The following is a 23,561-nucleotide window of genomic DNA, read 5'->3' on the forward strand; positions in this document are numbered from 1 at the left end:
TTTTCGAGTGGCAGGCTCTTAGCCTTTCGAAAACTCTGGATAAGCTTCCATACCCAGTTCTGCCATGTCGAGGCCGTTGATCTCGTCTTCTTCGCTGACGCGGATGCCGACCGTCGCCTTCAGAATTGTCCACAGGATCAACGCGCCAACAAATGTGAACACACCATAAGCTAAGATACCGGTCAGCTGTGTGATTAGGTTTGCTTCGCCGTAGAAGATCACGGCGATGGTGCCCCAGATGCCTGCGAACAGGTGAACCGGGATGGCACCGACGACGTCGTCGATCTTGAACTTGTCCAGCATCGGAACCGCGAAGACCACGATGATGCCGCCAACTGCGCCGATCCACAGCGCTCCGAAAAGGGTCGGGGCAAGCGGTTCTGCAGTGATCGAGACCAGACCGGCCAGCGCGCCGTTCAGCACCATGGTCAGGTCAGGTTTCTTGTACAGCACCTGCGTCATGATCAGGGCTGCGATAGCACCAGATGCGGCGGCCATGTTGGTGTTGGCGAAGATGCGCGAAACGTCGGATACGTCACCTACGGTGCCCATCGCCAGTTGCGATCCGCCGTTGAAACCGAACCAGCCCAGCCACAGGATGAACGTTCCCAGAGTTGCCAGCGCAAGATTGGAACCGGGCATAGGGTGGACTTTGCCGTCCTTATACTTGCCAATACGCGGGCCAAGGATCAGGCAGCCCGCCAGAGCGGCCCAGCCGCCGACCGAATGCACAACTGTCGAACCGGCGAAGTCGGAAAAGCCCATGGCATCCAGCCAGCCGCCGCCCCATTTCCACGACCCCGAGATCGGGTAGAGGATACCAGTCAGCACGATGACGAAGACCAGGAAGGGCCACAGCTTTATGCGCTCGGCCACGGCACCGGACACGATGGACGCGGTTGCCGCCACAAAGACCAGCTGGAAGAAGAAGTCCGAACCGATAGACGCGTAGTCTAACGCCGCGTCTGCGGGCGCAACACCCACGGCATCAAGTACGGTCGGACCGCCAAGGGCAAAGAAACCATTAAAGTCGCCCGGATACATCGTGTTGAAGCCGACCAGCCAGTACATGATCGCGGCAATCGAAAATAGCGCGATGTTCTTGATCATCTGCATGGCGACGTTCTTGGAACGCACCAGACCGCCCTCGAGCATGGCAAATCCTGCAGCCATGAAGAAGACAAGGAAGCCTGCCATAAGAAACAGCAGGGTGGTAAAAATATACTGGGTGTGCAGCGCAGCTTCGCCCTCGGCGGCCTCTTGCGCCAGACCCATCTGCGGCAGCACGACTAGCGCGGCGGCTGGGATGAGAGATTTCATCAGGTTCATGTGACTTCCTCGAATGTATGTGAGTGGCGGCGCTTACAGCGCCTCTTCGTTCGTTTCCCCGGTCCGCACGCGCAGGGCCTGCTCGACATCGAGGACGAAAATCTTGCCGTCACCGATCTTGCCGGTTTTGGCGGTTTTGGTGATGGTCTCGACGATTTGGTCGGCCATCGTGGCGGGCACCACGATTTCCAGTTTGATCTTGGGCACGAAGTTCACCGCATATTCGGCCCCGCGATAGATTTCGGTGTGACCCGATTGCGAGCCGAAGCCCTTGATCTCGGTCACCATCATGCCGCGCACGCCGGCCTCGGTCAGTGCCTCGCGCACCTCCTCCAGCTTGAACGGCTTGATTGTCGCAATGATCAGTTTCACGTCTGTCCCCTCTTCCTGTCCGGCGGAACCGGTTTGTTTGCACCTGCAGAAAGAGAGCGTGACTGACCGCAGTAAGAAACGGTCAGGGTGGGAGAACGCAGGGGAAAAGGGGGGTGAGGTGCACAATTTTTGCACAAAAAAACGTTGATGCCCAAAAATCAGGCAAACTATTGAGGCCGGTTAGCGGAATTTCATACCTCTACTTCGCGCCGGTGGCAGGGTATGGTGCCTCAAAATGATAACCGGGCAGAGTTTGAGCATGACTGAGTCCAGGCGTCGCAAGACATCGCTTGTTGCAGACAAAAGATACCCTTCAAAGGGGCGTAAACCCGCTGCAACAAAGCGGACGACAAAGCCCGCCGGCAAGAAGGCGACGGCGCGCAAGACGTCGACTCGCAAAACCGCCCGGAAGAAAACCCGCAAGACGTCCGGCGGTGGCGGCGGTTTCTTTCGACGTCTTTTCCGTTGGTTGTGGCGACTGATCTGGGGCGTGACCTGGCGTGTGGGCGCGGTGGCTGCCATGCTGTTGGCTTTGGCGGTTGGGGTTGTCTACTCCTCTCTGCCTGACGTCGATGCTTTGCTAGACGGTCGGGCGCGCGGGTCGGTGACCCTGTTGGATCGGGACGGCAAGGTCTTTGCCTGGCGTGGGGACCAATTTGGTGGGGTGATCACGGCCGATACCGTATCGCCCCATCTGAAGAACGCGGTCGTCGCGACCGAGGACAAGCGGTTCTATCGCCATTTCGGCGTCAGCCCGCGCGGTGTCGCAAGCGCTGTGCGCATCAACCTGAGCGAAGGGCGCGGACCGCTGTCGGGGCATGGTGGGTCGACCATCACGCAGCAGACGGCCAAGCTGTTGTGTCTGGGTGTGCCTTATGAGCCCAGTGAATGGGAATCCGAAGCTGCTTACGAGTCCGATTGCCGTCAAGGCTCGCTTTGGCGCAAGGCCAAAGAGGCGGTCTATGCGATGGCGATGGAGGTCAAGTATTCCAAGGACGAGATCCTGACCATCTATCTGAACCGGGCATTCCTGGGCGCGGGTGCGCGCGGGTTCGAGGCGGCAAGCCAACGCTATTTCGGGATTTCGGCGGCTGAGGTCAGCCCGTCGCAGGCTGCTATGCTGGCTGGTCTGCTGGTGGCACCGACGCGCTATGCACCGACGAATAACCTTCAACGTTCGCAGGATCGGGCGCGGCTGGTGGTTGGCCTGATGGAGGCACAGGGGTATCTGACCTCGGCACAAGCAAGCAGTGCACGCAGCAATCCCGCGCAACTGTCAGAAGCCGCTGCTGCGCGAGCGGGGGGCTATTTCGCCGATTGGGTGATGGCGAGTGGACCCGAGTTCTTTACGCGCAACACGACCGAAGACGTGGTAATCCGTACCACGCTGGATCAGCGTATCCAGAAATCAGCCGAAGAGGCGCTGCAATTCATCTTTCAGGAGAAGGTCCGCGAAGGTTCCAAGGCTCAGGCCGCGATCGTGGTGATGTCGGCGGATGGGGCTGTGCGCGGCATGGTTGGGGGGCGCAAGACCCGCGTGTCCGGTGCCTTCAACCGTGCCACGCAAGCGCTGCGGCAAACGGGGTCATCATTCAAACCCTTTGTTTATGCCACCGCGCTGGAACTGGGGTATTCACCGCTGGATACGGTCGTGGATGAACCTTACTGCGTGAATATTCCGGGGTCCGGTCAGTGGTGCCCCAAGAACTACACCAACAAGTTCTATGGGCGCGTCACGCTGGCGGACGCGCTAAAGAACTCGCTGAACATCCCTGCGGTGAAAGTGGCTGAGATTGCCGGGTTGGACAATGTCCGTACCGTGACCAGCGAGTTTGGCATCGATAGCGATCTGGCGCAGGGCCCCGCATTGGCGCTGGGCGCGTCGGAAAGCACGTTGATCGAGATGACGGGGGCCTATGCGGGCATCCTGAACGGTGGCTCGGCGGTGGAACCCTATGGTCTGACCGAATTGAAGCTGTTGGGCGATCAAACCCCGGTCATGGTGACGACAACGGGCATTGGTGAGCGGGTCATCAACGACAAAGCTGCCAAGCAGCTGACGTGGATGATGGAGCGTGTGGTGTCCGAAGGCACCGGTGCGCGTGCACAACTGCCCGGTTGGCAGGTGGCGGGTAAAACCGGCACGACGCAGGCTGCGCGGGATGCCTGGTTCATCGGCTTCACGGCAGATTACGTCACGGGCATCTGGATGGGGTATGACGACAACACCCCATTATCCGGTGTGACCGGAGGCGGATTGCCGGCTGAAATCTGGAAAGAAACCATGCTGCGCGTGACCGAAGGCATGACACCGACGCCGCTGCCGATGCTCGCCCCGGACCCACCGGTCAGAACAGCGCAACCGCAGCAGCAGCGCCGAAAGACCCAAACCGGGTTGGATCGGGCCATCAACAATCTGCTGAACAACATATTCGGTGGAAATTAAAAAAAAGGCGGTGCGCTGGGCACCGCCTTTTGAATTGAATGAGCGCCTGATCAGAGGCTGTCGTCAAGGGCGGCCAAAATCGCATCACCCATTTCCGTGGTCGAAACCGGCGTGACGCCTTCATCTGCCAGCAGGTCGCCCGTGCGAACACCGTCGGCCAGCACTTTCTCGATCGCTGTTTCAAGACGATCTGCTTCCTCAAGCTGATCAAAGCTGTAGCGCAGCGCCATGGCAAAGCTGAGGATACAGGCGATTGGGTTAGCTTTTCCCTGACCGGTGATATCCGGGGCCGAACCGTGGACCGGTTCGTACATCGCTTTGGGGCGACCATTCGCCATCGGGGCACCCAGGCTTGCCGACGGCAGCATACCCAGCGAGCCGGTTAGCATCGCCGCGCAATCCGACAGGATGTCGCCAAACAGGTTGTCTGTCAGGATGACGTCGAACTGCTTGGGCGCACGCACCAACTGCATCGCGCCATTGTCGGCATACATATGGCTCAGCTCGACCTCGGGGTAATCCTTGGCCACACGGTTCACAACTTCGCGCCACAGGATGCCCGATTCCATGACGTTGGCCTTCTCCATCGAGCAGACCTTTTTGTTCCGGCGCATTGCCAGTTCAAAGGCTGAGCGCGCGGCGCGTTCGATCTCAGATTCGGTATAGCGCTGGGTGTTGATGCCAACACGCTCATTGCCTTCCTCGAAGATGCCCCGCGGCTCACCGAAATAGACGCCCGAGGTCAACTCGCGCACGATCATGATATCGAGACCGGCAACGATGTCTTTCTTCAGCGACGAGAAATCGGCCAACGCGTCAAAGCACTGTGCCGGGCGCAGGTTGGAATACAGGTCCATCTCTTTGCGCAGGCGCAGCAAGCCGCGCTCGGGCTTCAGTGAAAAGTCTAGATCGTCATATTTCGGGCCGCCAACGGCACCCAGAAGAACCGCGTCGACCTCTTGCGCTTTGGCCATGGTCTCGTCCGACAGGGGCTTGCCATGCGCGTCGTAGGCTGCACCGCCGACCAGATCCTCGCTCACGTCGAATTCCAGGCCGCGTTTCGCACCAAACCAGTCGATGACTCTGCGCACTTCGGCCATGACTTCGGGGCCAATTCCGTCTCCGGGCAGGATGAGGAGCGAGGGGTTGGACATGAAGGATCTCCTTGCGTTTTACAGCACAGGCCCTAGCGCCTGTGCGGCATCGGGTCAATGAGACGATCCCGCCTGACGGCAAGGAAAATACAGGTTTGTTTCCGTTAGCGTCTGAAAATTGCGTCAGGTCTGCTTTGCAGGCCAGATCATGGCGCAAAGTGCCGTATCAGCGAGGCAGTGTCAGGTCGACCCAGATCAGCCGATGACGGCTGGCGCGTTCGGCGGTTTTGCGTTCTTCAGTGCCTGCGGCGGGCCAGTGCACCCCGGATTCCAACACTTGCCATTGGGCGGATGGCAAGACGTAATCGACCCGCATTGGACCAACCGTTTTCCAGACCACCGTGGTTAAGTCGCCTGAGGGGTCTTCGGGTGAAGGGTCCTGAAGGCGGGGGTCGTTCAAAAACTCTTGGATCGCCTCTTTACGTCCATCACCCCGCACTGGGTCCAGATTGGCGTCACCCGCGATAACAAACAGACGACCGGGTTTGCGCCCGACTTCCCCGTCCATGACTGCGGACCAAAGGCGAATTTCATCCCGGTTTCGCAGGCCGTTGCGATCCTCGGGTCCGTCAAACACGGGGGGTGAGGCATGAAAAGTCATCAAATCCAGCTGCCCCGCCGGAGTTTCAATGGGCACAATCCAATGCGCCACGGATGAGAGCCGCTGGACGTTCTGCGCCGGTTCTGACGGGTAGGGGCCTGCGTCATGTTGGGGCAGTTCAGCGCCGGGCAGTTCCAGCCATAGCACGTTGGACAGGTCCTGAACCTGATCCGAAGTGATGGGGTAACGAGACATCACGGCCAGCCCACCTTGTCCGGTGAAGCGACCCCAACCCTGCGCGTCGCCGGGGCCGTGGGTTCGACCATCTCCGTCCAGATCAAGATCCGTTTCCAGGCCGGAATTTGGTTGGGCTGTGAAAGTGTAGGGATAGTCCAATCCGGCCTCGCGCAGCCGATTTGCCAGTGCCGCCAGCGCCAGCCCCTCAAAATCCCAATCGATCCCCTGCAAAGCAATGATATCGGGGCGGGTTTCCGCCAGAACCGCAGCAACCGCCATCACCTGATCATCACCGCGGCGAATATCGCGCAACAGCAACCCCGGGCCATCGCGGCTGAGCTCTGTGTTGAAGGTGGCAATACGGATCGTCTCTGCCTGCGCCATAACGGGCAACAGCAGCAAGATCAGGATGCGGATCATGCGGTCTGGGTAGACTCGGCTGTGGAATAAGCGCGCCGTTTTTCGACGATCAAATTGGCGATGCGCAGGGTCGCCATGCCACGCATGATCATGCTGGCGGGCAGGAAAGCCCAAGCGCTGAGCGTCCAGATCAGAGTCTGAGGATTGCTCAGAGAGATCGGATCTGCATAGTCAGTCAGCAGTTTGATCAGGGCCGGGATCAGGAACGGCAACAGAATACCGATGCAAATATTCAGCCGTCCGTCGCGCTGCAGGCGCGTTACCACATCACCGCCTTTGGTGGGGTCGAACAGCGGAAGGTTGGTCCAGACATTGAAGGCGCCGTTTCCGGTCGGCCAGCCGCGCACTTTCACCGCGTAGGCAAAGCTGGCGATCGTCACCAAAGCAGCGACATACGCGACGCTGGCAGAAATACGGACAAGTTCGATCAAGGGTGCGCTTGCATCAGTCGGCAGCATTAGGATGATCAGCCGTACTGGCGAATAGGGAAAGTCGACCACATTTGCGACGCCCAAGCCAAAGGAATAGAAGGTCGTCGTCAGGCCTGTCGGCGTATACGCATTTTTGCAGATCAACGTCAGGAAGGTGACCATCGACATCAGCCCGACAAAGCGCAAACGGTTCACAGGCGGCGCGTCGCGGAACTCGATAAAGCTGGGAAAGGCAGAGTTGTATTCAGCGAATGTCAGGAAAAACGCGAGAATGGCGAGAAAGACGACAATCTCGGTCCCATTCGTAGACGTTACTGGCAGGTACAACGCAGGTGTCAGCACCAGTAGTGCGACCAAAACTCCCCGAATCGCCGCCCCTGTTGTGCGCGCAATCACTATCCAAACCCTTTCAAAACGGATTGACCGTTTCTATTTCTTTGACGGCTTTGTCCCATCTTGCATCCGACATTTTTTGCCGGAGACCACCATTACCGCCAACATTGACGATAAGCGACAATCCGCTCAAGCCAAGGCGTAGAAAACATGTGATTTTGGGCAAAATGATGGCAAAACTGGTGCACCTTTGCATCATCCGTGCCGCAAATTAGGCGTGTATTGGAGGGTGGCCGCTACATGTTGTGATTGCCAGGACTTCAACCCCAAGAACGCGAAAGGGGCCGCCTAGGCGACCCCGATAGGTTGAGTATCCTCAGATTCGCTGCTGGAATCACACCCAGGGGCGGGCCTGGCTTGCGTGATCTTCGAATTTGTCGATGTGATGATCTTTCTCCATCGTCAGGCCGATATCGTCCAAACCATTCAGCAAGCAGTGCTTGCGATGTGGGTCGACACTGAACTCGATCACAACGCCATCTGAGGTGGTGATCTGCTGATCTTCCAGATGCACGGTCATGCGAGCGTTTTCGCCTTTGTGGGCATCTTCCATCAGGATCGCGTGGTGCTCTTCCTCGACCACGATGGGCAGAATTCCGTTCTTGAAGCAGTTGTTGAAGAAGATGTCAGCAAAGCTGGTCGAGATCACAACCTTGATGCCGAAATCCTTGATCGCCCATGGCGCGTGCTCACGAGATGAGCCGCAGCCAAAATTGTCGCCCGCGACCAGAATTTCGGTCTGACGATAGGCGGGTTTGTTCAGAACGAACTCTTCGTTTTCGCCCCCGTCATCATGATAACGCATCTCATCAAACAGCACGACGCCAAGGCCGGACCGTTTGATGGTTTTCAGGTGCACTTTCGGAATGATCATATCGGTGTCGATATTGATCAGCGGCATTGGGGCGGCCACCCCGTGGACTTTGTCAAACTTTTCCATGTCTACACTCCTGCAGGAGAGGGCCGCGCCCGTGTCCCGCGTTTAAGCTTGTTTCGCTTCTGTTGTTGCGTCGTTGGGTGCGTTCCGGATGAAGAACGCCATAAAGACTAGGCCGAACCCGTTGAACAGCATCTCAATGCCCAGGAAGATACCCAAAATGCTCAGCAGCACCTGAGGATCGCTTCCTACATAAGTCCAGATGATACCGGCAAGGACGATCGACAAGATGCCCGAGATCATCGTGGGCCAGAAAAACTGTGTTCCTTTCATCTGGAACGACAGAATAACCCGCGCGATGCCGCCTGCCATGAACAGGATCAGCATCACGGTCGCCAAGGTCAGGGTTCCCTGCAACGGGTGGTCCAGGAAGGACCAGCCCAGAAACAGCATCACAGCACCCATGATGAGTGACAGAATTTTGTTGCCGGTGCCTTCAACCGTAAAGCCGCCAACAACCTGCAGCGCGCCTGATATCAGCAGCAACACACCGGTTACCACCGTCACCGCGACGGATGCCACAACTGGCGCGCCCAGTACAAAGATACCGAACGCTATGGATAGTAGCCCCAGTAGGAGCCATTTGACCCAGTCACTCATGTTTTCAATCCCTCAAATATCTAGATATGAGGGGACCTTACATCAATTCACGGACGTCTGTCAGCCGTCCTGTGATTGCCGCTGCGGCAGCCATCGCCGGGCTCAGCAAATGGGTGCGTCCGCCCCGGCCCTGACGGCCTTCGAAGTTGCGGTTCGAGGTCGCGGCACAGCGTTCGCCGGGCTGCAGCTGGTCAGGGTTCATCGCCAGACACATTGAACATCCTGCCAGCCGCCATTCGAACCCGGCCTCTTTGAAAATCTCGGCCAGACCTTCTTCTTCAGCCTGCGCACGAACCAGACCTGAACCGGGTACGACCATGGCACGCATGCCGTCCTTGACCTTTTTGCCCTTCAGGATCTCGGCAGCGGCGCGCAGGTCTTCGATGCGGCCATTGGTGCAGGACCCGATGAAAACGGTGTCAATCTCGACGTCGCTCAGCTTTTGACCGGCTTCCAGACCCATATATTCGATAGACCGGCGGGCCGCGTCGACCTTGCCGCCTTCGAAATCTTCGGGGTTCGGCACGGTTGCGGTGATCGGCAGAACGTCCTCGGGGCTGGTGCCCCATGTGACGACCGGCGCGATGTCTTCGCCGCGCAGGGTGATGACCTTGTCAAAATGCGCGTCTTCGTCGGTAAACAGCGTTTTCCACCAGGTCAGAGCGGCTTCCCACTGGGCACCTTTCGGCGCGTGGGGGCGGCCTTTGACATATTCATAGGTGGTCTCGTCCGGCGCAATCAGGCCAGCGCGGGCGCCGCCTTCGATGGCCATGTTGCAGACGGTCATTCGGCCTTCCATCGACAGATCGCGGATCGCTTCGCCGCAATATTCGATGACATAGCCGGTGCCACCGGCAGTGCCGGTTTCGCCGATAACGGCCAGAGTGATGTCCTTCGCGGTCACGCCCGGCTGCAATTTGCCGGTGATTTCCACCTTCATGTTCTTGGATTTCTTCTGGATCAGGGTTTGCGTGGCCAGAACATGTTCAACCTCGGACGTTCCAATGCCGTGGGCCAGTGCGCCAAACGCGCCATGGGTGGCGGTGTGGCTGTCGCCGCAAACCACGGTCATGCCGGGCAGGGTCCAGCCCTGTTCGGGGCCGACGATGTGCACGATGCCCTGACGAACGTCATTCACCGGGTAATAGTGAATACCAAAATCCTTGGCGTTCTTATCCAGTGCTTCGACCTGAATGCGCGACTCGGGGTTTTCGATCCCGTTTACGCGATCCGCAGTGGTCGGAACGTTGTGATCCGGCACGGCGATGGTCTTTTCCGGTGCGCGCACCGGACGGCCCGCCATCCGCAGGCCTTCGAACGCTTGCGGGCTGGTGACTTCGTGCACCAGATGGCGGTCGATATAAAGCAGGCAGGTGCCATCATCGGCTTCGTGCGCGACATGGGCATCCCAGATCTTGTCATAGAGTGTTTTGGGGGACATCGGTCCTCTCCCGTATGTAATGAGAAATAGCTGGCGAGTGGCTGGGCGCCGCTTATAGGCGGGCCAGAACCGTGCGGGCGGCCCCAAAGAACCGTTCACGCAGGCGCGTGCGGTCTTGCAGTGTCGGAGCGGGGGCCAAATAGACTCTCATGCGCCTCAGATATATCGCGGGTGCCCGTCAATCAAGGTTCAATCCGGCCTCGGGCTTGCATCACCCCGAGTTGCTGTCCAAGCTGCGGGTCAGGAGACCTGTATGAACCAAGACCTGATCCCCAGCTCGCTGTCGGAACTCTATGAAAACATGGTCGCGGGGTTTTCCGTGCAGTTCGGCAAACTTGTTGATCTGATCGTCACGCCGGGTTGGCGGCGGCACCAGTTGATCATCATTCTCGCTCTGTGGGCTTTGGCATATGTGCTCAAGCTGGTCACGCAAAACCGGTGGGAAACCTGGGCACGTGCCCGCACCGGCTGGCCCAAATGGCGGCTGCGCACTCTGGTTCAGCTGATGCAGCGCCTAACACTGGTCTATTTCGTTTTGTTGTCCTGGACGCTGTACCTGTTCATGCAGAATGTGACCTGGCCGTCGCACAGTTACATTATCGGCGTGATCGCGACATTGGCCGCCGCTTGGCTGGCGATCGCGCTGGTGGCGCGACTTGTCCGCAACCGTACGCTGCGGCGGATCTTTAAATGGGCGATGTGGGTCTATGCAACGCTGGTTGCGCTGAATCTGACCGATGATGTGGCCGAGTTTCTGGACGGCGTGGCGATTTCCATTGGTGATCTGCACATCTCGGCGCTGGGGATTCTCAAGGCCGTATTGCTGATCGGCGTGCTGCTGACGTTGGCCCGCATCGGGACCCGCACGGCCGAGCGGGGATTGCAGAGGAACGACGACATCACGCCTTCGATGCAGGTTCTGTTGGCCAAAGGCATTCAGGTTCTACTGTACGGCGCTGTCTTTATGGCGGCCATCCGCACGCTTGGGTTTGATCTGACTGGCATCGCGCTGTTGTCAGGCGCAATCGGCGTGGGCATCGGTTTTGGTCTTCAAAAGGTTGTGTCGAACCTGATTTCCGGGATCATCATCCTGATGGACCGCTCGATCAAACCGGGCGACGTGATCTCGTTGGGCGATACCTTTGGTTGGATCAATGCGCTGGGCGCGCGCTATGTATCAGTGGTCACCCGAGATGGGCGTGAATACCTGATCCCGAACGAGGATCTGATCACCAATCAGGTCGTGAACTGGTCGCATTCGGACAAATATGTGCGGTTGGATCTGGATTTCGGCACCAGCTATGACGACGATCCGCACCTGGTGCGCGCAACCGCGATCCGGGCAGTTAAATCGGTGAAACGTGTTCTCAGCGGCGGTTCACATGAGCCGGTCTGCCATATAACCGGGTTCGGCGACAGCAGCGTGGACTATGTGCTGCGGTTCTGGATCAGCGATCCGACCAAGGGGCTTACCAATATTCGGGGCAATGTTTACCTCGCCCTCTGGGACGCCTTCAAGGCCGAGGGGATATCGATTCCTTTCCCCCAGCGCGAGGTTCGGCTGCTGCCCGACGGCGCAGACTCGCAACAGATCGCCAAAGAGTGAGCACCCGTGCGGACGCAAAAGCGCCCGTTCATTGAAATGTTGCATTCCCCTTGTTACCTTATTAGTACCCCTGCGCCGGGGTTTGGCGGCGCGCAACAAAGGAGGACTATGTCCTGTCTCTACATACACAGGCGGGTTTGCCCGCCGATGACGGGGCCAATGTAATGGCCCACTCTCAGTCAATCAGCGACAAGCTGCTTGAGCGTATCCTTTCCTCACTTTCCGATGACAAGGCCGAAGATGTCGTGCAGATCAACCTGCAAGGCAAGTCGTCTGTCGCGGATCACATGGTCATTGCGTCCGGGCGTTCGACACGTCAGGTCTCGGCCATGGCCGAAAAGCTGACGGATCGCATCAAGCAGGAATTCGGTTTCACCTCGAAGGTCGAAGGCAAGGATGCCGGCGACTGGGTGCTGATCGATACGGGCGACGTGATCGTCCATATCTTCCGCCCCGAAGTGCGTGAATTCTATCAGCTGGAAAAGATGTGGCTGCCTCAGGGCGGCAGCGCCTCGGCCAACTGAGGCGCTATCCCGGCCTGCATTAACAGGCCGGAGGCGAGAGAAATATGCGTATAAGCATTTGTGCGGTCGGGCGATTGCGTGCCGGACCGGAGAAGTCCCTGCTTGACGATTATCTGACCAGATTTGACCGGACCGGCCGTAGCCTGAGCCTTGGTCCTGCACAGGTGATCGAAGTTGAGGACAAAAAAAACGCAGGGATGGGGGCCGAGGCCGCGTTGCTGCGCAAGGCCCTGCCCAAAGGTGCGGTGATCTGCACACTGGATGAACGTGGGCGGGTGATGTCCTCGCCTGATTTTGCAAAAAAACTGGGTGGCTGGCGCGATGCCGGGCGGCAGGATCTGGCATTGATCATTGGCGGTGCGGACGGAATAGACCCTGATCTGCGGGCCGAGGCCGATTTTTCCATCTCATTCGGGTCGATGGTCTGGCCGCATATGCTGGTCCGTGTGATGCTGGCCGAGCAACTTTACCGGGCCGCGACCATCCTGTCGGGCGGTCCCTATCACCGGGTCTGACATGGCGCAGCTTTTGATCGTCTACCATTCGCGCACCGGCGGCGCCCGTCAAATGGCCCAAGCCGCCGCGGCAGGAGCGCGGGACGAAGCGGAAACGGTTCTGAAAACTGCAGATCAGGCGACCCCTGAGGATTTGCTGGCCGCGGATGGGTTTATCTTCTGCGCGCCCGAGAATCTGGCTGCGATTTCAGGTTTAATGAAAGAGTTCTTTGATCGCTGCTACTACCCTGTTCTGGGCAAGATCGAAGGACGGCCCTATGCCCAGATGATCTGTGCCGGGTCTGATGGCGAGAATGCGGCCCGCCAAACCGCGCGGATTGCCACTGGGTGGCGCTTGAAAGAGGTTCAGTCGCCGCTGATCATCTGCACCCATGCGCAAACGCCCGAAGCTATTCTGGCCGAAAAGACCATCCCGCAAAACCAACTGGATGAGTGCCGTGATATTGGGGCTGCGTTGGGTGCGGGTCTGGCGCTGGGTGTGTTCTGAAGATCAGTTCAGTGTGACCAACGTCGTCTCGTCACCCCAGCCATCGACACTGCACCGCGCCTGAATCTGAACCTGAGACACGCCATCTGGAATCGCCACCCCGGATAGTGAGCGTGTAAAGGGCTGCTCATTCTCATGCGGGTGATGCAATACGCGCATACCCAGTTCATTGCCGTCCATGTCCAGAACACGCCAGCCATCGGCATAGTGATCCCACCCGGTATCGGGATGGCGGATCGTCACGTCGAATCGCCACGTGTCGCCGCTTTGGCTGGCCGCCACGTTTTCAAGCATAGAAGGGTCGGCAAGCGCTGGGCTGGCGAGAAAAAGGCTGAGAATCAAATACCGCATGAGGCGATCCTAGGCTGTGTCCGTCGGCTTCGCGATCACGAATCCGTGTCGCGCGGTTGGGACAGCAGGACCAGCCGGGAATGCGACGCAAACTCGCGCCGGTATAGGACACCAAATGTGATCGCCGTGCCCAGCATCAGCGCCACGGGGCCAAGTATCCAAGCAACGGATGCCAGGGCAAAATAAGTCACGCGCAAACCGCGGTTAAAGCTGCGCGCCGCGGTGACGCAGATCTCGGCCGCTTGTGCTGCGCGCGGATAGGCTTGTGGGTCCGACGGTTCATTGGGCACCGAGGCCATCAGAACCGCGCAATAGCCAAACAACCGGTGCGCCCACACATATTTCAGGAATGCATTGGCCAGAAGCAGGATGATGATCAGGATCTTGATCTCCCACACCATGGCCGGTGCGCTACCGATGGCCAGATCATTGGCGACGCCGGCAAGACTTTCGGTATTGCCCAGCAGGGCCAATCCGCCCCCGATGGCGATCATCGTGGTCGAGGCAAAAAATGTGCTGCCCTGCCGCATCGCCGCGACCACCTGCGCGTCAAACATTCGGGGTTGCCGGGTGACCATTTCCCGCATCCATTCTCGACGATAGTCATCCATCATCACTGTGACGGAATGCTTGTTGGGTGACGGGTTTTCGATCCGCCATCCGATCCACAGCCAAGTGATCAGCAACACGGCAATGGCCGCATAATCCAGCGGTGAAAACAGTTGTGCGCGATCAATCCAAGTCATGCTGCGACCTTAGGGCCAGACATGAGAACTTGCCAGATGGGGAAATTGGTAATATTATTTTACCAAATAGAGGATCAGCCATGGAAATGCCAACGCCAAACCCTGACATTCTGCGCCGCAAGACCGTGGTTCTACAACGTTTGTTGCAAGTGTTGCCCGAGGACGCGGTGATTCACGAACCGTCCGAGACTCGTGCTTATGAATGTGACGCGCTGACGGCATATCGGTGCCCTCCGATGCTGGCGGTTCTGCCGTCGACCACGCAAGAGGTCTCGGACGTATTACGCATCTGTAATGAAGAAGGTGTTCCTGTGGTTCCGCGCGGTTCGGGTACGTCATTGGCCGGTGGCGCCTTGCCAACGGCGGATTGCGTCATCCTTGGCGTCGCCCGGATGAATGAGGTGCTGGAGGTCGATTATGACAACCGTTTCATTCGCGTTCAATCAGGCCGCACCAACCTGAGTGTGACTGGAGCGGTCGAGGAAGACGACTTCTTTTATGCGCCGGATCCGTCCTCACAGCTTGCCTGTGCCATTGCCGGGAACATCGCGATGAACTCGGGCGGGGCGCATTGTCTGAAATACGGCGTGACCACGAACAACCTGTTGGGCGTAAAGATGGTGCTGATGGATGGCAGCGTGGTCGAGATTGGCGGCGCGCACCTGGACTCTGGCGGCTTGGACCTGTTGGGAGTCATCTGCGGGTCAGAAGGGCAGTTGGGCGTGGTGACCGAAGCCACATTGCGGATATTGCGAAAACCCGAAGGTGCACGACCCGTGCTCATGGGATTTGATGACAACGAAGTTGCCGGGCAATGCGTCTCGGACATTATCAAGTCGGGCATCCTGCCGGTTGCAATCGAATTCATGGATACCCTGTGCATTAAGGCCTGCGAAAACTTCGCCCATGCAGGCTACCCCGACTGCACCGCTTTGCTGATTGTCGAGGTCGAAGGGTCCGAGGCCGAGATGGACTATCAATTGTCAAAAATCATCGACATCGCCAAGCGCCATAACCCGGTGGAGCTGCGCGAAAGCCAATCGGCTGAGGAAAGCGCGAAAATCTGGCTGGGGCGCAAGTCGGCCTTTGGTGCGATGGGGCAGTTGAACGACTACATGTGCCTGGACGGCACGATCCCGGTATCGTCCTTGCCGGAAGTGCTGCGCCGGATTGGTGAAATGAGCGAAGAATACGGCCTGCCGGTCGGCAACGTGTTTCATGCAGGCGATGGCAACATGCACCCGTTGATCCTGTTTGATGCCAACAAGCCGGGTGATCTGGAGAAATGTGAGGCGTTCGGAGCCGATATCCTGAAGCTTTGCGTTGATGTGGGTGGCTGCCTGACAGGTGAGCACGGGGTTGGGATCGAAAAGCGCGATCTGATGCACCATCAATACGCGCCTGCGGACCTTGAGGCGCAGATGGCCGTAAAGGATGTGTTCGATCCAAAGTGGTTGCTGAACCCCGCCAAGGTTTTTCCGTTGAATGCGTCTGAATCCCGACGCATCGCGCAGATTGCCGCTGAATAATCGGCTCTAACAAAGAAGAATTGTCATGAAACCAAAGACAGAAGCCGAACTGGCCGAGTTGGTGGCCGGGCTGAACGAACCGGTCCGCATCAAGGGAGGCGGTACGCGCGGTGTTGCGGGACAAGATGCGGTGATTGAAACAAGCGGAATAACCGGCATCACACTTTACGAACCCGGTGCGCTAACGCTGGTGGCGAAAGCCGGCACGCCGGTGACAGAGATCGAGGCCGCATTAGATGCAGAAGGTCAGCAATTGGCTTTTGAGCCTATGGATCATCGGGGACTGTTGGGGACCAGCGGCATTCCGACCATAGGCGGTGTCGTGGCGGCCAACATATCAGGGCCACGGCGGATACAGGCAGGGGCATGTCGTGATTTCCTTTTGGGCGTGCGCTATGTCGATGGCATGGGGCAGGTCGTCAAGAATGGCGGCCGGGTCATGAAGAACGTCACCGGCTATGATCTGGTCAAGCTGATGGCGGGATCCTGGGGCACTTTGGGTGTTTTGACCGAAGTGTCGTTGAAAGTACTACCCAAGCCCGAAATCTCGGCTACGCTGTCCGTTCAGGTGCCCGATGTGACCACGGCAGTTGCAGCGCTGTCCGCCGCATTGAAATCCCCTTTTGACGTCAGCGGAGCGGCGTACGACCCGGATATGGGAAGCGCCTTACTGCGCCTCGAAGGATTTGCGGGTTCGGTGACATACCGATCGGATCAACTGAAATCCCTACTGTCTGTTTTCGGCGAGGTTGCCGAACTTGAGCATCCTGGCACATTGTGGGCCGACCTGCGTGATGCAGCCGGTTTCCACGAACAAAGCGGTGATGTCTGGCGCATTTCGGTCAAACCCTCGGATGCGCCGGACATCGTTGCGCGCATCCGGGCAGATCGGACGTTGTTTGATTGGGGTGGCGGGTTGATCTGGGCCTTGGTGCCGGTTGGAACTGATCTGCGGGCGCAATTAGGCGCGTTTGACGGTCACGCAAATATCGTGCGGGCAGGACAGGATACACTTGCCGAACTGGGGCGTTTTCAACCGGAGGCGCATGGTATTGCGGCTCTAACCAAGGGTATTCGTCAAAGATTCGACCCCCGCGGTTTGTTTAATCCGGGGTTGATGGGGTAAGCCGATGCAGACGACGTTCACCGAAAAGCAGTTGCAAGATCCCGCGATCCAAAGATCAAATGAAATCCTGCGAAACTGCGTCCATTGTGGGTTTTGCACAGCCACATGCCCGACATATCAGGTGCTGGGGGACGAGTTGGATAGTCCACGGGGGCGCATTTACCTGATCAAGGACATGCTGGAAAACGAGCGTGTGCCGGATGAGAAAACGGTCAAGCATATCGACCGCTGCCTGTCTTGCCTGGCCTGTATGACCACATGCCCATCGGGGGTGCACTATATGCATCTGGTCGACCACGCGCGGGAATACATCGAAGAGAACTACAAACGCCCCTTCTCGGATCGTGCGCTGCGTTGGGTGTTGGCTCAGATCCTGCCTTATCCGATGCGGTTCCGCTGGGCTTTGATCGGGGCGAAGCTCGGGCGGCCATTCCGCTTTCTGATGCCTGATGCCCGGTTGCGTGCCATGCTGGACATGGCACCCAAACATATCCCGCCCGTTAGTCGCAATGACGACCCGCAGAGATTTCCGGCTAAAGGACCGCAGAGCAAGCGCGTTGCGCTGATGACGGGTTGTGCGCAAAAAGCTTTGAATACAGACATTAACGACGCAACTATTCGACTTTTGACGAGGATGGGATGCGAAGTCGTCGTGGCCGAAGGGGCAGGGTGCTGCGGCGCCCTGACCCATCACATGGGCAAGACTCGCGAAAGTCATGAGGCCGCAAAAGCCAATATCAGGGCCTGGACCGCAGAAATGAACGGCGACGGGCTGGACGCCATCGTCATCAACACCTCGGGCTGCGGTACGACGGTGAAGGATTATGGCCATATGTTTCGCAATGATCCCATGGCCGAAGACGCGGCGCGGGTGTCGTCGATTGCAATGGATATCAGCGAACTGCTGATCCAGCTGGAGCTGCCACAGGGCGAAGACAAGGGCCTGACCGTTGCATATCATGCAGCGTGTTCTCTGCAGCACGGTCAAAAGATCAAAGCTCATCCCAAAACTCTGCTGAAACAGGCTGGTTTCGCCGTGTTAGAGCCTGCAGATAGCCACCTGTGCTGCGGCAGCGCAGGGACTTACAACCTGATGCAGCCCGAGATTTCGGGCAAGCTGAAGGACCGCAAGGTCACAACGCTGGAAGCCAAAAAGCCGGACGTGATCGCGGCAGGCAATATCGGATGCATGATGCAGATCGGCTCTGGCACGAACATTCCCGTGCTGCACACGGTCGAGCTTTTGGATTGGGCAACCGGCGGGCCGGTGCCGCGGGCCTTGCGTGAACCAGCCAAATCTGAGGTTCCGGTCCTTAGATAGACCATGCTGATGCAACTGCGCACCACTCGCCACGTTAAACGGACGCGGGCGTCATCGCCCTATTTTTGCCGCACCGGAGACGTAGGAAAATACGTCAACAGCAAAGCCGGAGTGCCGTTTGCGAAACTGGATCACAGCATTGGCACTGGCTTTGACGCCATTGTCCGCCGCAGCCCAGGATACCGGGTTGAAAAGCCTGGACACCACCGATGCGGGGCGCGCGTGGATGGCGGTCGGGCGCCTGGATATCAAGGACGGCGCCGGGTTTTGTACCGGGACACTGATTTCTCCGACCCAGGTTTTGACGGCTGCCCATTGTCTGTTCGATAAGGTAACTGGTCAGCGGATCGACCTGGCAGAGGTCGAGTTTCTGGCCGCCTGGCGTCTTGGACGTGCATCGGCCTATCGGGCCGCACGTCGCGCTGTTGTTCACCCAGACTACGAATACAGCACCGAGGCAACGGCCTCGCGGCTGTACAATGACATCGCGCTGATCGAGCTGTGGCAACCGATCCGCAATACGAGCGTAATTCCGTTCGAGACCGGAAACCGTCCGGCCCGAGGTGCCGAAGTGGGGGTCGTGTCCTACGCGCAGGATCGGGCCGAGGCTCCCTCGTTGCAAGAAGTGTGCTCGGTCATGACGCGCACATCCAACGTTTTGGTGTTGTCCTGTGACGTCGAGTTCGGGTCGTCGGGCGCACCGGTCTTTTCCTTTGAAGGGGACCGGCCGCGCATCGTTTCGGTCGTCGCAGCCAAGGCCGAATTCAACGGGCAGCGCGTGGCCGTCGGCACCGCGGTCGAAGATTCATTGGAACTGCTGCAGGCAGAATTGTCGGCTGGCCGCGGATTTGGCGTATCTTCCTCCCAAGGAGGGACACGCCGCAATATTGGAGCAAGGTTCATAAAACCATGAGTCGCTTTTTTCTGAATTTTCTTTTGTTTCTTTCAATTTCCGCCTCTGCAACTTACGCCCAGACCGCCAAGCGCAAACTGACGGACCGCGATGACCTTTACGGGTGGGAGGCGGTTGGACGTCTGGACATCGGCGATGACGGGTTTTGCACAGGCACCCTGATTGCGCAGGATCTGGTTTTGACCGCTGCGCACTGTGCGTTGGACAAGGCTAGCGGCAAAACCTACGAGCCGGGAAAGGTGACTTTTCGCGCTGGTTTGAGCCATGGTGAGGCGCTGGCAGATCGCAAAGTCATGCAGATTGCCGTGAACCCGGAATATGTCAGCAATGCCCCGCTGTCACCGAATAATGTCCGCGCCGATGTTGCGCTGATGCGTTTGGAACAGCCGATCCCTTATTCTATCGCCAATCCGTTTGCCTTGCACACGGGGCGCGTTGCCGGAACCGAGGTCAGCTTAGCCTCATACGGGCGCGGCCGGTCCGAGGCGATCACGCGGGAAAGGTCCTGCCGTATCCTGGGTCGCCAGCAAGGGTTGATCACCTTCAACTGCGACATCACTTTTGGCTCGTCCGGTTCGGCATTGCTGGCCAGAAATGGCCCGCGCTGGCAGATCCTGTCAGTTGTCTCAGCAATCGGAACCTACGGGGGCCGCGTGGCCGGCTACGGGATGGAACTGTCTGGAATTGTTGCCGAACTCAAGGCGGACTTGCGGCGCGATGCCCCGCGCCCCCAGGCAACGATCCGCCGGCTGCAAGTCGGATCCGACAAGTCGAATTCCGGCGCGAAATTCATCAGCTCGGGCGGGGGTTGAACTCGATCAAAATGCTACCCATGTGAACTGTGTCGGGTCGCCACGAACGGGGCCCGTATCAACCAGATGCCCGTCCGAACGGAGGGCAGAACACAGATCGCTCTGATATGAGGATATGACACATGCGTAGTTTTGATTTTGCACCCCTGCACCGCGCCACCGTTGGTTTCGACCAGATCGCCGATATGATGGATCGCGTGCTGACCAATGATGTGGCTCAGCCGAGCTACCCGCCTTACAACATCGAAAAGACCGATGCCGACACCTATCGCATCTCGGTTGCTGTCGCCGGCTTTTCGGAAAATGACCTGTCGGTCGAAGTGAAAGAAAACGCCCTTATCGTTGCTGGCAAAAAAGCCGCCGAGGACAAAGAGCGCAGCTATCTGCATCGTGGCATCGCCACCCGCGCGTTCGAACGCCGCTTTGCGCTGGCCGATCACGTGCGTGTCACCGGTGCCAACCACGAAGACGGCATGCTGAACATCGACCTGAAGCGCGAAGTGCCCGAGGCCTTGAAACCGCGCCGGATCGAGATCTCTTCGGCCAATGCCATCGAAAAGGATGTGGTCGACGCCAAAGCTGTAAACTAAGGCGACCTAAAACGCCGCGATAATCGTTCCTCTCTGGATTATCGCACCATACGCCCCGCGTTCCTCCAGACGCGGGGCGTTGTTTTTTTGTAGTACCAGAAGGTCCGCAATGCGGGACAAAGCTGACGTCCACAGGGCTCATCGATGATTGCCGCAACAACTGTGGTCAACGTGTATGATGTCAAAAAAGAAACAACTGTGTCACGAAATCAGAATCGAACACTAAGATTTGCCCCCAAACCATGTTCTTGACCATTTGAACGTACCGAATAGCCGTATCCTGCTGTTAGTCTGGCTTGCTCGGATATTTGATATCCCAGCCCCAACCCGAGGACGAAGCCGTTGGTTCCTCGGTTTTGCCCGACCTGCGTAAATGTCCCAAATATCGGGCTTGTAACCGTGACTTCATGCTCACTATCCTTGTTGGCAAAAAAGTCGTACTCGTAGCGAGCAAAGGCAATTGGGGTTAGCACACCATTGTCACTCAAAAAGTCCCGTTGATAGTCGACGCCAATCGAGGCGACCAAAGACTCTGCATCCGCTTTTTCAATTGAATAGTTGAAATCGCCGCCTCCGGTTTCTGTTCCAGAGCCTTGTTGGATGCGCCCGTAGTTTAGTCCGAAAACCGTGGAAACTCTTGCGCCACTCTCCAGATTAAACAGCTTCCGTGCCTGGATACCGGCGTGAATGCCTTCTTGGTCCAAATCCGACTTTGCCTCGCCTCCCGTAAATCCGTCTACAGAAGGGTTATTCCGCTTGGCGTCAGTTTCACCGAACATGTAACCGATCAGCCCAGAGAACTCCCACGTTCCAGTCGTTGTACGCCCGTAGACGCCCGCGTGATAGCTGTCGGTGGAAAAGTCCTGATCAACTTGATCGTGCTCATCCATTGAGGACGTCCCGAATCCTGCGTACACGCCAACGACCCCTCTTTCCGAACTGAAGACATCCGCACCGACCAAAATGGTGCCGAGCGAATAGTCGAATGTCCCGAGGCCGTTAGTTCCATCAACGTCCCCGCTCACATACGCTGTGTCGATCCACCAGCGCCGATCAGAGCAGTCGACTGCACCACTAGGGCTGTGGACCGTGTCGATGCCACCTGATGCAACGGGTCGGTTTTGATTGTTGAGACCAACTGCTTGAAATTTGCGGCAGTCAGCATGGCTCAGAACCGTGTTGGTTATCAGGTCTAGTTGCTCAAGCCCAATGGTCAGGTTGGAGGAATAGGGTTCCGCATGCACACGATTAAACCCAGCCAGACCTGAATTGGTGAGCGTGTTGACTGCGGCACCAATTGTTGAGCCACTACTGAGCCCCGTCCCCGGTGACGTGTTTGTGGTATTAGCAACCGCTCCAGCGAGGTTGCTGGCATTTGGCGAACTGGTAACTGCCGGGTTCTGCGGCAAGCTTGAGACCGGTTGTGCAGTGAATGCAATGTCGACCTGACCATCTGCCGTGGGCGTATTGGCTATCGTAAGGTTAGACAAAGCTGGCAGAGATCCACCTGCAACGAGCGTCGGTGAGTCTCCATCAAAACTTGAAGCTCGAAAAACAGTATAATTGTTGCCGGCAGCGTAGTCTTGCGCAGTCAGGCCGGGCCGAGCAGCTTCGACTTGTATGGTAGCTTTGTTGATACCAGTGACTGCGTCTGTTGACGAAACCAGATCCGCATTTTGTGCCGCTGTGGGGTCGACTTCCGACAAAATCGTCGACCCTGCATCGAAGGAAATTGCACTATTAATATTCAACGTCCCAATCGAGGAGCCCGGTGAAAGAACAGCGCCATTTCTCACGTTGAAATTGAATGCGTTCACGGTGCCGTTGCCGGCCAGAGTACCAAAGTTATCAAAATCGACCGTGGTCAGACTGCTGGATGCATCGAGTCGTAGCGTTGTGCCGCCACCTATCACCATATCGCTAGTGGCCGACATCGAACTGTTGGTCAGAGTAAAATCAGACGCTTCAGCAACTCTTGTCTGAATATTGAGCACACCAAAAGCGATTTCTGTCGCGTTAGTGACTGTCAAATCATCGTAGGTCAATGGAGTATCTGACTGGAAGTAAACCTCTGTAGGATCAACATCGCCACCGTTTGCAGGTGCAAATGTCATGGATCGTCCTGATCCAATCGAAGTCCCTACAATATTGACTCGTAGTGTGCCGTTGATTTGCGTCGTCAAGGCCTCCCGTGAAACAAAGTCGCCGCTCCCAGCCGCTACATCGACGTTCAACAAAGTCAGTACCGATGCTCTGTCTGGATTTTGACTCTGCCCCGGGACATAAAGCTCAATTTCCCCAGAAGGCGTTATGGAAGAATTACCAATCAGAAGCGCCGTGATGGGTCCGTTTGGAATTGGCAGGCAGGTTTTCACAGTAGAAGATATCGTCTGCCCGCTAAGAATAGTCTCTGTTCCAGCAGTGTATTCGTCACGGGGAGCACCAACTTCGACGCAAGATTGCGAACTTTGGGCCCAGGCATCGCCCGGCAATAGCAAATAAGCCAAGGCACCCAACGTGGAACTAGAGACAATTAAGCGCTGAGCGTACCTTGCTGAATTTGCCGGGTCCTTTGTTTGCATTAGCGTTCTCCCCTAACTACACAAGTTAGGCTACACCCGTTTTTGATATGCAGTGCATTTTTTTTAAGTATTTCGGAAAAGTCGAACGATTGACTGCTTTGGGCTCAAATCTGACGTCTGAAGTTAAATGACCCCGCACAATTTCGTGCGGGGTCCTT

General features: G+C 57.5%; 23 protein-coding genes. 11 read left to right on the top strand and 12 right to left on the bottom strand.

Translation table 11 applies throughout. The features are described from left to right. Window positions 1–18: 18 nt before the first annotated feature. Entirely contained in the window at window positions 19–1,329 is a 1,311-nt protein-coding gene (locus AC2FI9_RS18025) for an ammonium transporter (protein WP_496769564.1), read from the bottom strand. Between the two features lie 33 nt (window positions 1,330–1,362). Beyond that, window positions 1,363–1,701, bottom strand: a complete 339-nt coding sequence (locus tag AC2FI9_RS18030) for a P-II family nitrogen regulator (RefSeq protein WP_058273036.1) — start codon at window positions 1,699–1,701, stop codon at window positions 1,363–1,365. 259 nt (window positions 1,702–1,960) lie between these two features. On the opposite strand from AC2FI9_RS18030, the gene AC2FI9_RS18035 reads away from it, so the two are divergent. Continuing rightward, a complete protein-coding gene (locus AC2FI9_RS18035; RefSeq protein WP_496769566.1) occupies window positions 1,961–4,147 on the top strand; it encodes a transglycosylase domain-containing protein in 2,187 nt (728 codons plus the stop codon). 50 nt (window positions 4,148–4,197) lie between these two features. Here AC2FI9_RS18035 and leuB read toward each other — a convergent pair whose 3' ends face one another. The 7 genes from leuB to AC2FI9_RS18070 all read right to left on the bottom strand — a co-directional run bounded on the left by leuB (window position 4,198) and on the right by AC2FI9_RS18070 (window position 10,452). Beyond that, entirely contained in the window at window positions 4,198–5,301 is a 1,104-nt protein-coding gene (gene leuB / locus AC2FI9_RS18040; RefSeq protein WP_496769567.1) for a 3-isopropylmalate dehydrogenase, read from the bottom strand. Window positions 5,302–5,467: 166 nt separating this feature from the next. Further along, window positions 5,468–6,499: an endonuclease/exonuclease/phosphatase family protein gene (locus AC2FI9_RS18045; RefSeq protein ID WP_496769569.1), complete on the bottom strand. Its 1,032-nt coding sequence runs from the start codon at window positions 6,497–6,499 to the stop codon at window positions 5,468–5,470. After that, window positions 6,496–7,326: a hypothetical protein gene (locus AC2FI9_RS18050; RefSeq protein ID WP_496726728.1), complete on the bottom strand. Its 831-nt coding sequence runs from the start codon at window positions 7,324–7,326 to the stop codon at window positions 6,496–6,498. The genes AC2FI9_RS18045 and AC2FI9_RS18050 overlap by 4 nt, the downstream gene beginning before the upstream one ends. Before the next feature lie 331 nt (window positions 7,327–7,657). Then, on the bottom strand, window positions 7,658–8,263 hold the full coding sequence (leuD, locus tag AC2FI9_RS18055; RefSeq protein WP_496726727.1) for a 3-isopropylmalate dehydratase small subunit: 606 nt from the start codon (window positions 8,261–8,263) through the stop codon (window positions 7,658–7,660). Window positions 8,264–8,305: 42 nt separating this feature from the next. Further along, window positions 8,306–8,860: an HdeD family acid-resistance protein gene (locus AC2FI9_RS18060; RefSeq protein ID WP_109311305.1), complete on the bottom strand. Its 555-nt coding sequence runs from the start codon at window positions 8,858–8,860 to the stop codon at window positions 8,306–8,308. A 37-nt stretch (window positions 8,861–8,897) separates the two neighbouring features. Further along, window positions 8,898–10,301, bottom strand: coding sequence for a 3-isopropylmalate dehydratase large subunit (gene leuC, locus AC2FI9_RS18065; protein WP_496726726.1), 1,404 nt, complete (start codon window positions 10,299–10,301; stop codon window positions 8,898–8,900). 52 nt (window positions 10,302–10,353) lie between these two features. Then, entirely contained in the window at window positions 10,354–10,452 is a 99-nt protein-coding gene (locus AC2FI9_RS18070; RefSeq protein WP_108861670.1) for an isopropylmalate isomerase, read from the bottom strand. Between the two features lie 102 nt (window positions 10,453–10,554). Between AC2FI9_RS18070 and AC2FI9_RS18075 the strand changes: the two genes are divergently transcribed. The 4 genes from AC2FI9_RS18075 (at window position 10,555) to AC2FI9_RS18090 (ending at window position 13,433) form a co-directional block, all read left to right on the top strand. Beyond that, window positions 10,555–11,907, top strand: coding sequence for a mechanosensitive ion channel family protein (locus tag AC2FI9_RS18075; RefSeq protein ID WP_496769571.1), 1,353 nt, complete (start codon window positions 10,555–10,557; stop codon window positions 11,905–11,907). Between the two features lie 164 nt (window positions 11,908–12,071). Continuing rightward, on the top strand, window positions 12,072–12,431 hold the full coding sequence (gene rsfS / locus AC2FI9_RS18080) for a ribosome silencing factor (protein WP_058276550.1): 360 nt from the start codon (window positions 12,072–12,074) through the stop codon (window positions 12,429–12,431). Between the two features lie 44 nt (window positions 12,432–12,475). Further along, window positions 12,476–12,946, top strand: a complete 471-nt coding sequence (rlmH, locus tag AC2FI9_RS18085) for a 23S rRNA (pseudouridine(1915)-N(3))-methyltransferase RlmH (protein ID WP_496769573.1) — start codon at window positions 12,476–12,478, stop codon at window positions 12,944–12,946. A 1-nt stretch (window position 12,947) separates the two neighbouring features. Next, a complete protein-coding gene (locus AC2FI9_RS18090) occupies window positions 12,948–13,433 on the top strand; it encodes a flavodoxin family protein (protein ID WP_282170872.1) in 486 nt (161 codons plus the stop codon). A 3-nt stretch (window positions 13,434–13,436) separates the two neighbouring features. On the opposite strand, the gene AC2FI9_RS18095 is transcribed toward AC2FI9_RS18090, so the two are convergent. Both AC2FI9_RS18095 and AC2FI9_RS18100 read right to left on the bottom strand, forming a co-directional pair. Then, a complete protein-coding gene (locus AC2FI9_RS18095; RefSeq protein WP_496726722.1) occupies window positions 13,437–13,784 on the bottom strand; it encodes a hypothetical protein in 348 nt (115 codons plus the stop codon). A 35-nt stretch (window positions 13,785–13,819) separates the two neighbouring features. Further along, window positions 13,820–14,530, bottom strand: coding sequence for a DUF599 domain-containing protein (locus tag AC2FI9_RS18100; protein ID WP_496726721.1), 711 nt, complete (start codon window positions 14,528–14,530; stop codon window positions 13,820–13,822). An 80-nt stretch (window positions 14,531–14,610) separates the two neighbouring features. Here AC2FI9_RS18100 and AC2FI9_RS18105 point away from each other — a divergent pair, with 80 nt between their 5' ends. The 6 genes from AC2FI9_RS18105 (at window position 14,611) to AC2FI9_RS18130 (ending at window position 20,821) form a co-directional block, all read left to right on the top strand. Next, window positions 14,611–16,059: an FAD-linked oxidase C-terminal domain-containing protein gene (locus tag AC2FI9_RS18105; RefSeq protein WP_496769575.1), complete on the top strand. Its 1,449-nt coding sequence runs from the start codon at window positions 14,611–14,613 to the stop codon at window positions 16,057–16,059. A gap of 25 nt (window positions 16,060–16,084) precedes the next feature. After that, a complete protein-coding gene (locus AC2FI9_RS18110) occupies window positions 16,085–17,185 on the top strand; it encodes an FAD-binding protein (protein ID WP_496769577.1) in 1,101 nt (366 codons plus the stop codon). A gap of 4 nt (window positions 17,186–17,189) precedes the next feature. Next, the gene (gene glcF, locus AC2FI9_RS18115) at window positions 17,190–18,506 is read left to right on the top strand and encodes a glycolate oxidase subunit GlcF (protein ID WP_496769579.1); all 1,317 of its coding nucleotides are present in this window, start codon (window positions 17,190–17,192) and stop codon (window positions 18,504–18,506) included. 118 nt (window positions 18,507–18,624) lie between these two features. Continuing rightward, window positions 18,625–19,419, top strand: a complete 795-nt coding sequence (locus tag AC2FI9_RS18120; RefSeq protein WP_496769581.1) for a trypsin-like serine peptidase — start codon at window positions 18,625–18,627, stop codon at window positions 19,417–19,419. Further along, on the top strand, window positions 19,416–20,231 hold the full coding sequence (locus AC2FI9_RS18125; RefSeq protein ID WP_496769583.1) for a trypsin-like serine peptidase: 816 nt from the start codon (window positions 19,416–19,418) through the stop codon (window positions 20,229–20,231). The genes AC2FI9_RS18120 and AC2FI9_RS18125 overlap by 4 nt, the downstream gene beginning before the upstream one ends. A gap of 122 nt (window positions 20,232–20,353) precedes the next feature. Beyond that, window positions 20,354–20,821, top strand: coding sequence for an Hsp20 family protein (locus AC2FI9_RS18130; RefSeq protein ID WP_496769585.1), 468 nt, complete (start codon window positions 20,354–20,356; stop codon window positions 20,819–20,821). A gap of 209 nt (window positions 20,822–21,030) precedes the next feature. Here the strand turns inward: AC2FI9_RS18130 and AC2FI9_RS18135 are convergent, their stop codons facing one another. Continuing rightward, a complete protein-coding gene (locus AC2FI9_RS18135) occupies window positions 21,031–23,403 on the bottom strand; it encodes an autotransporter family protein (RefSeq protein WP_496699838.1) in 2,373 nt (790 codons plus the stop codon). Between the last annotated feature and the right edge of the window lie 158 nt (window positions 23,404–23,561).

The sequence above is a fragment of the Ruegeria sp. CDSA246 genome, assembly GCF_059611225.1.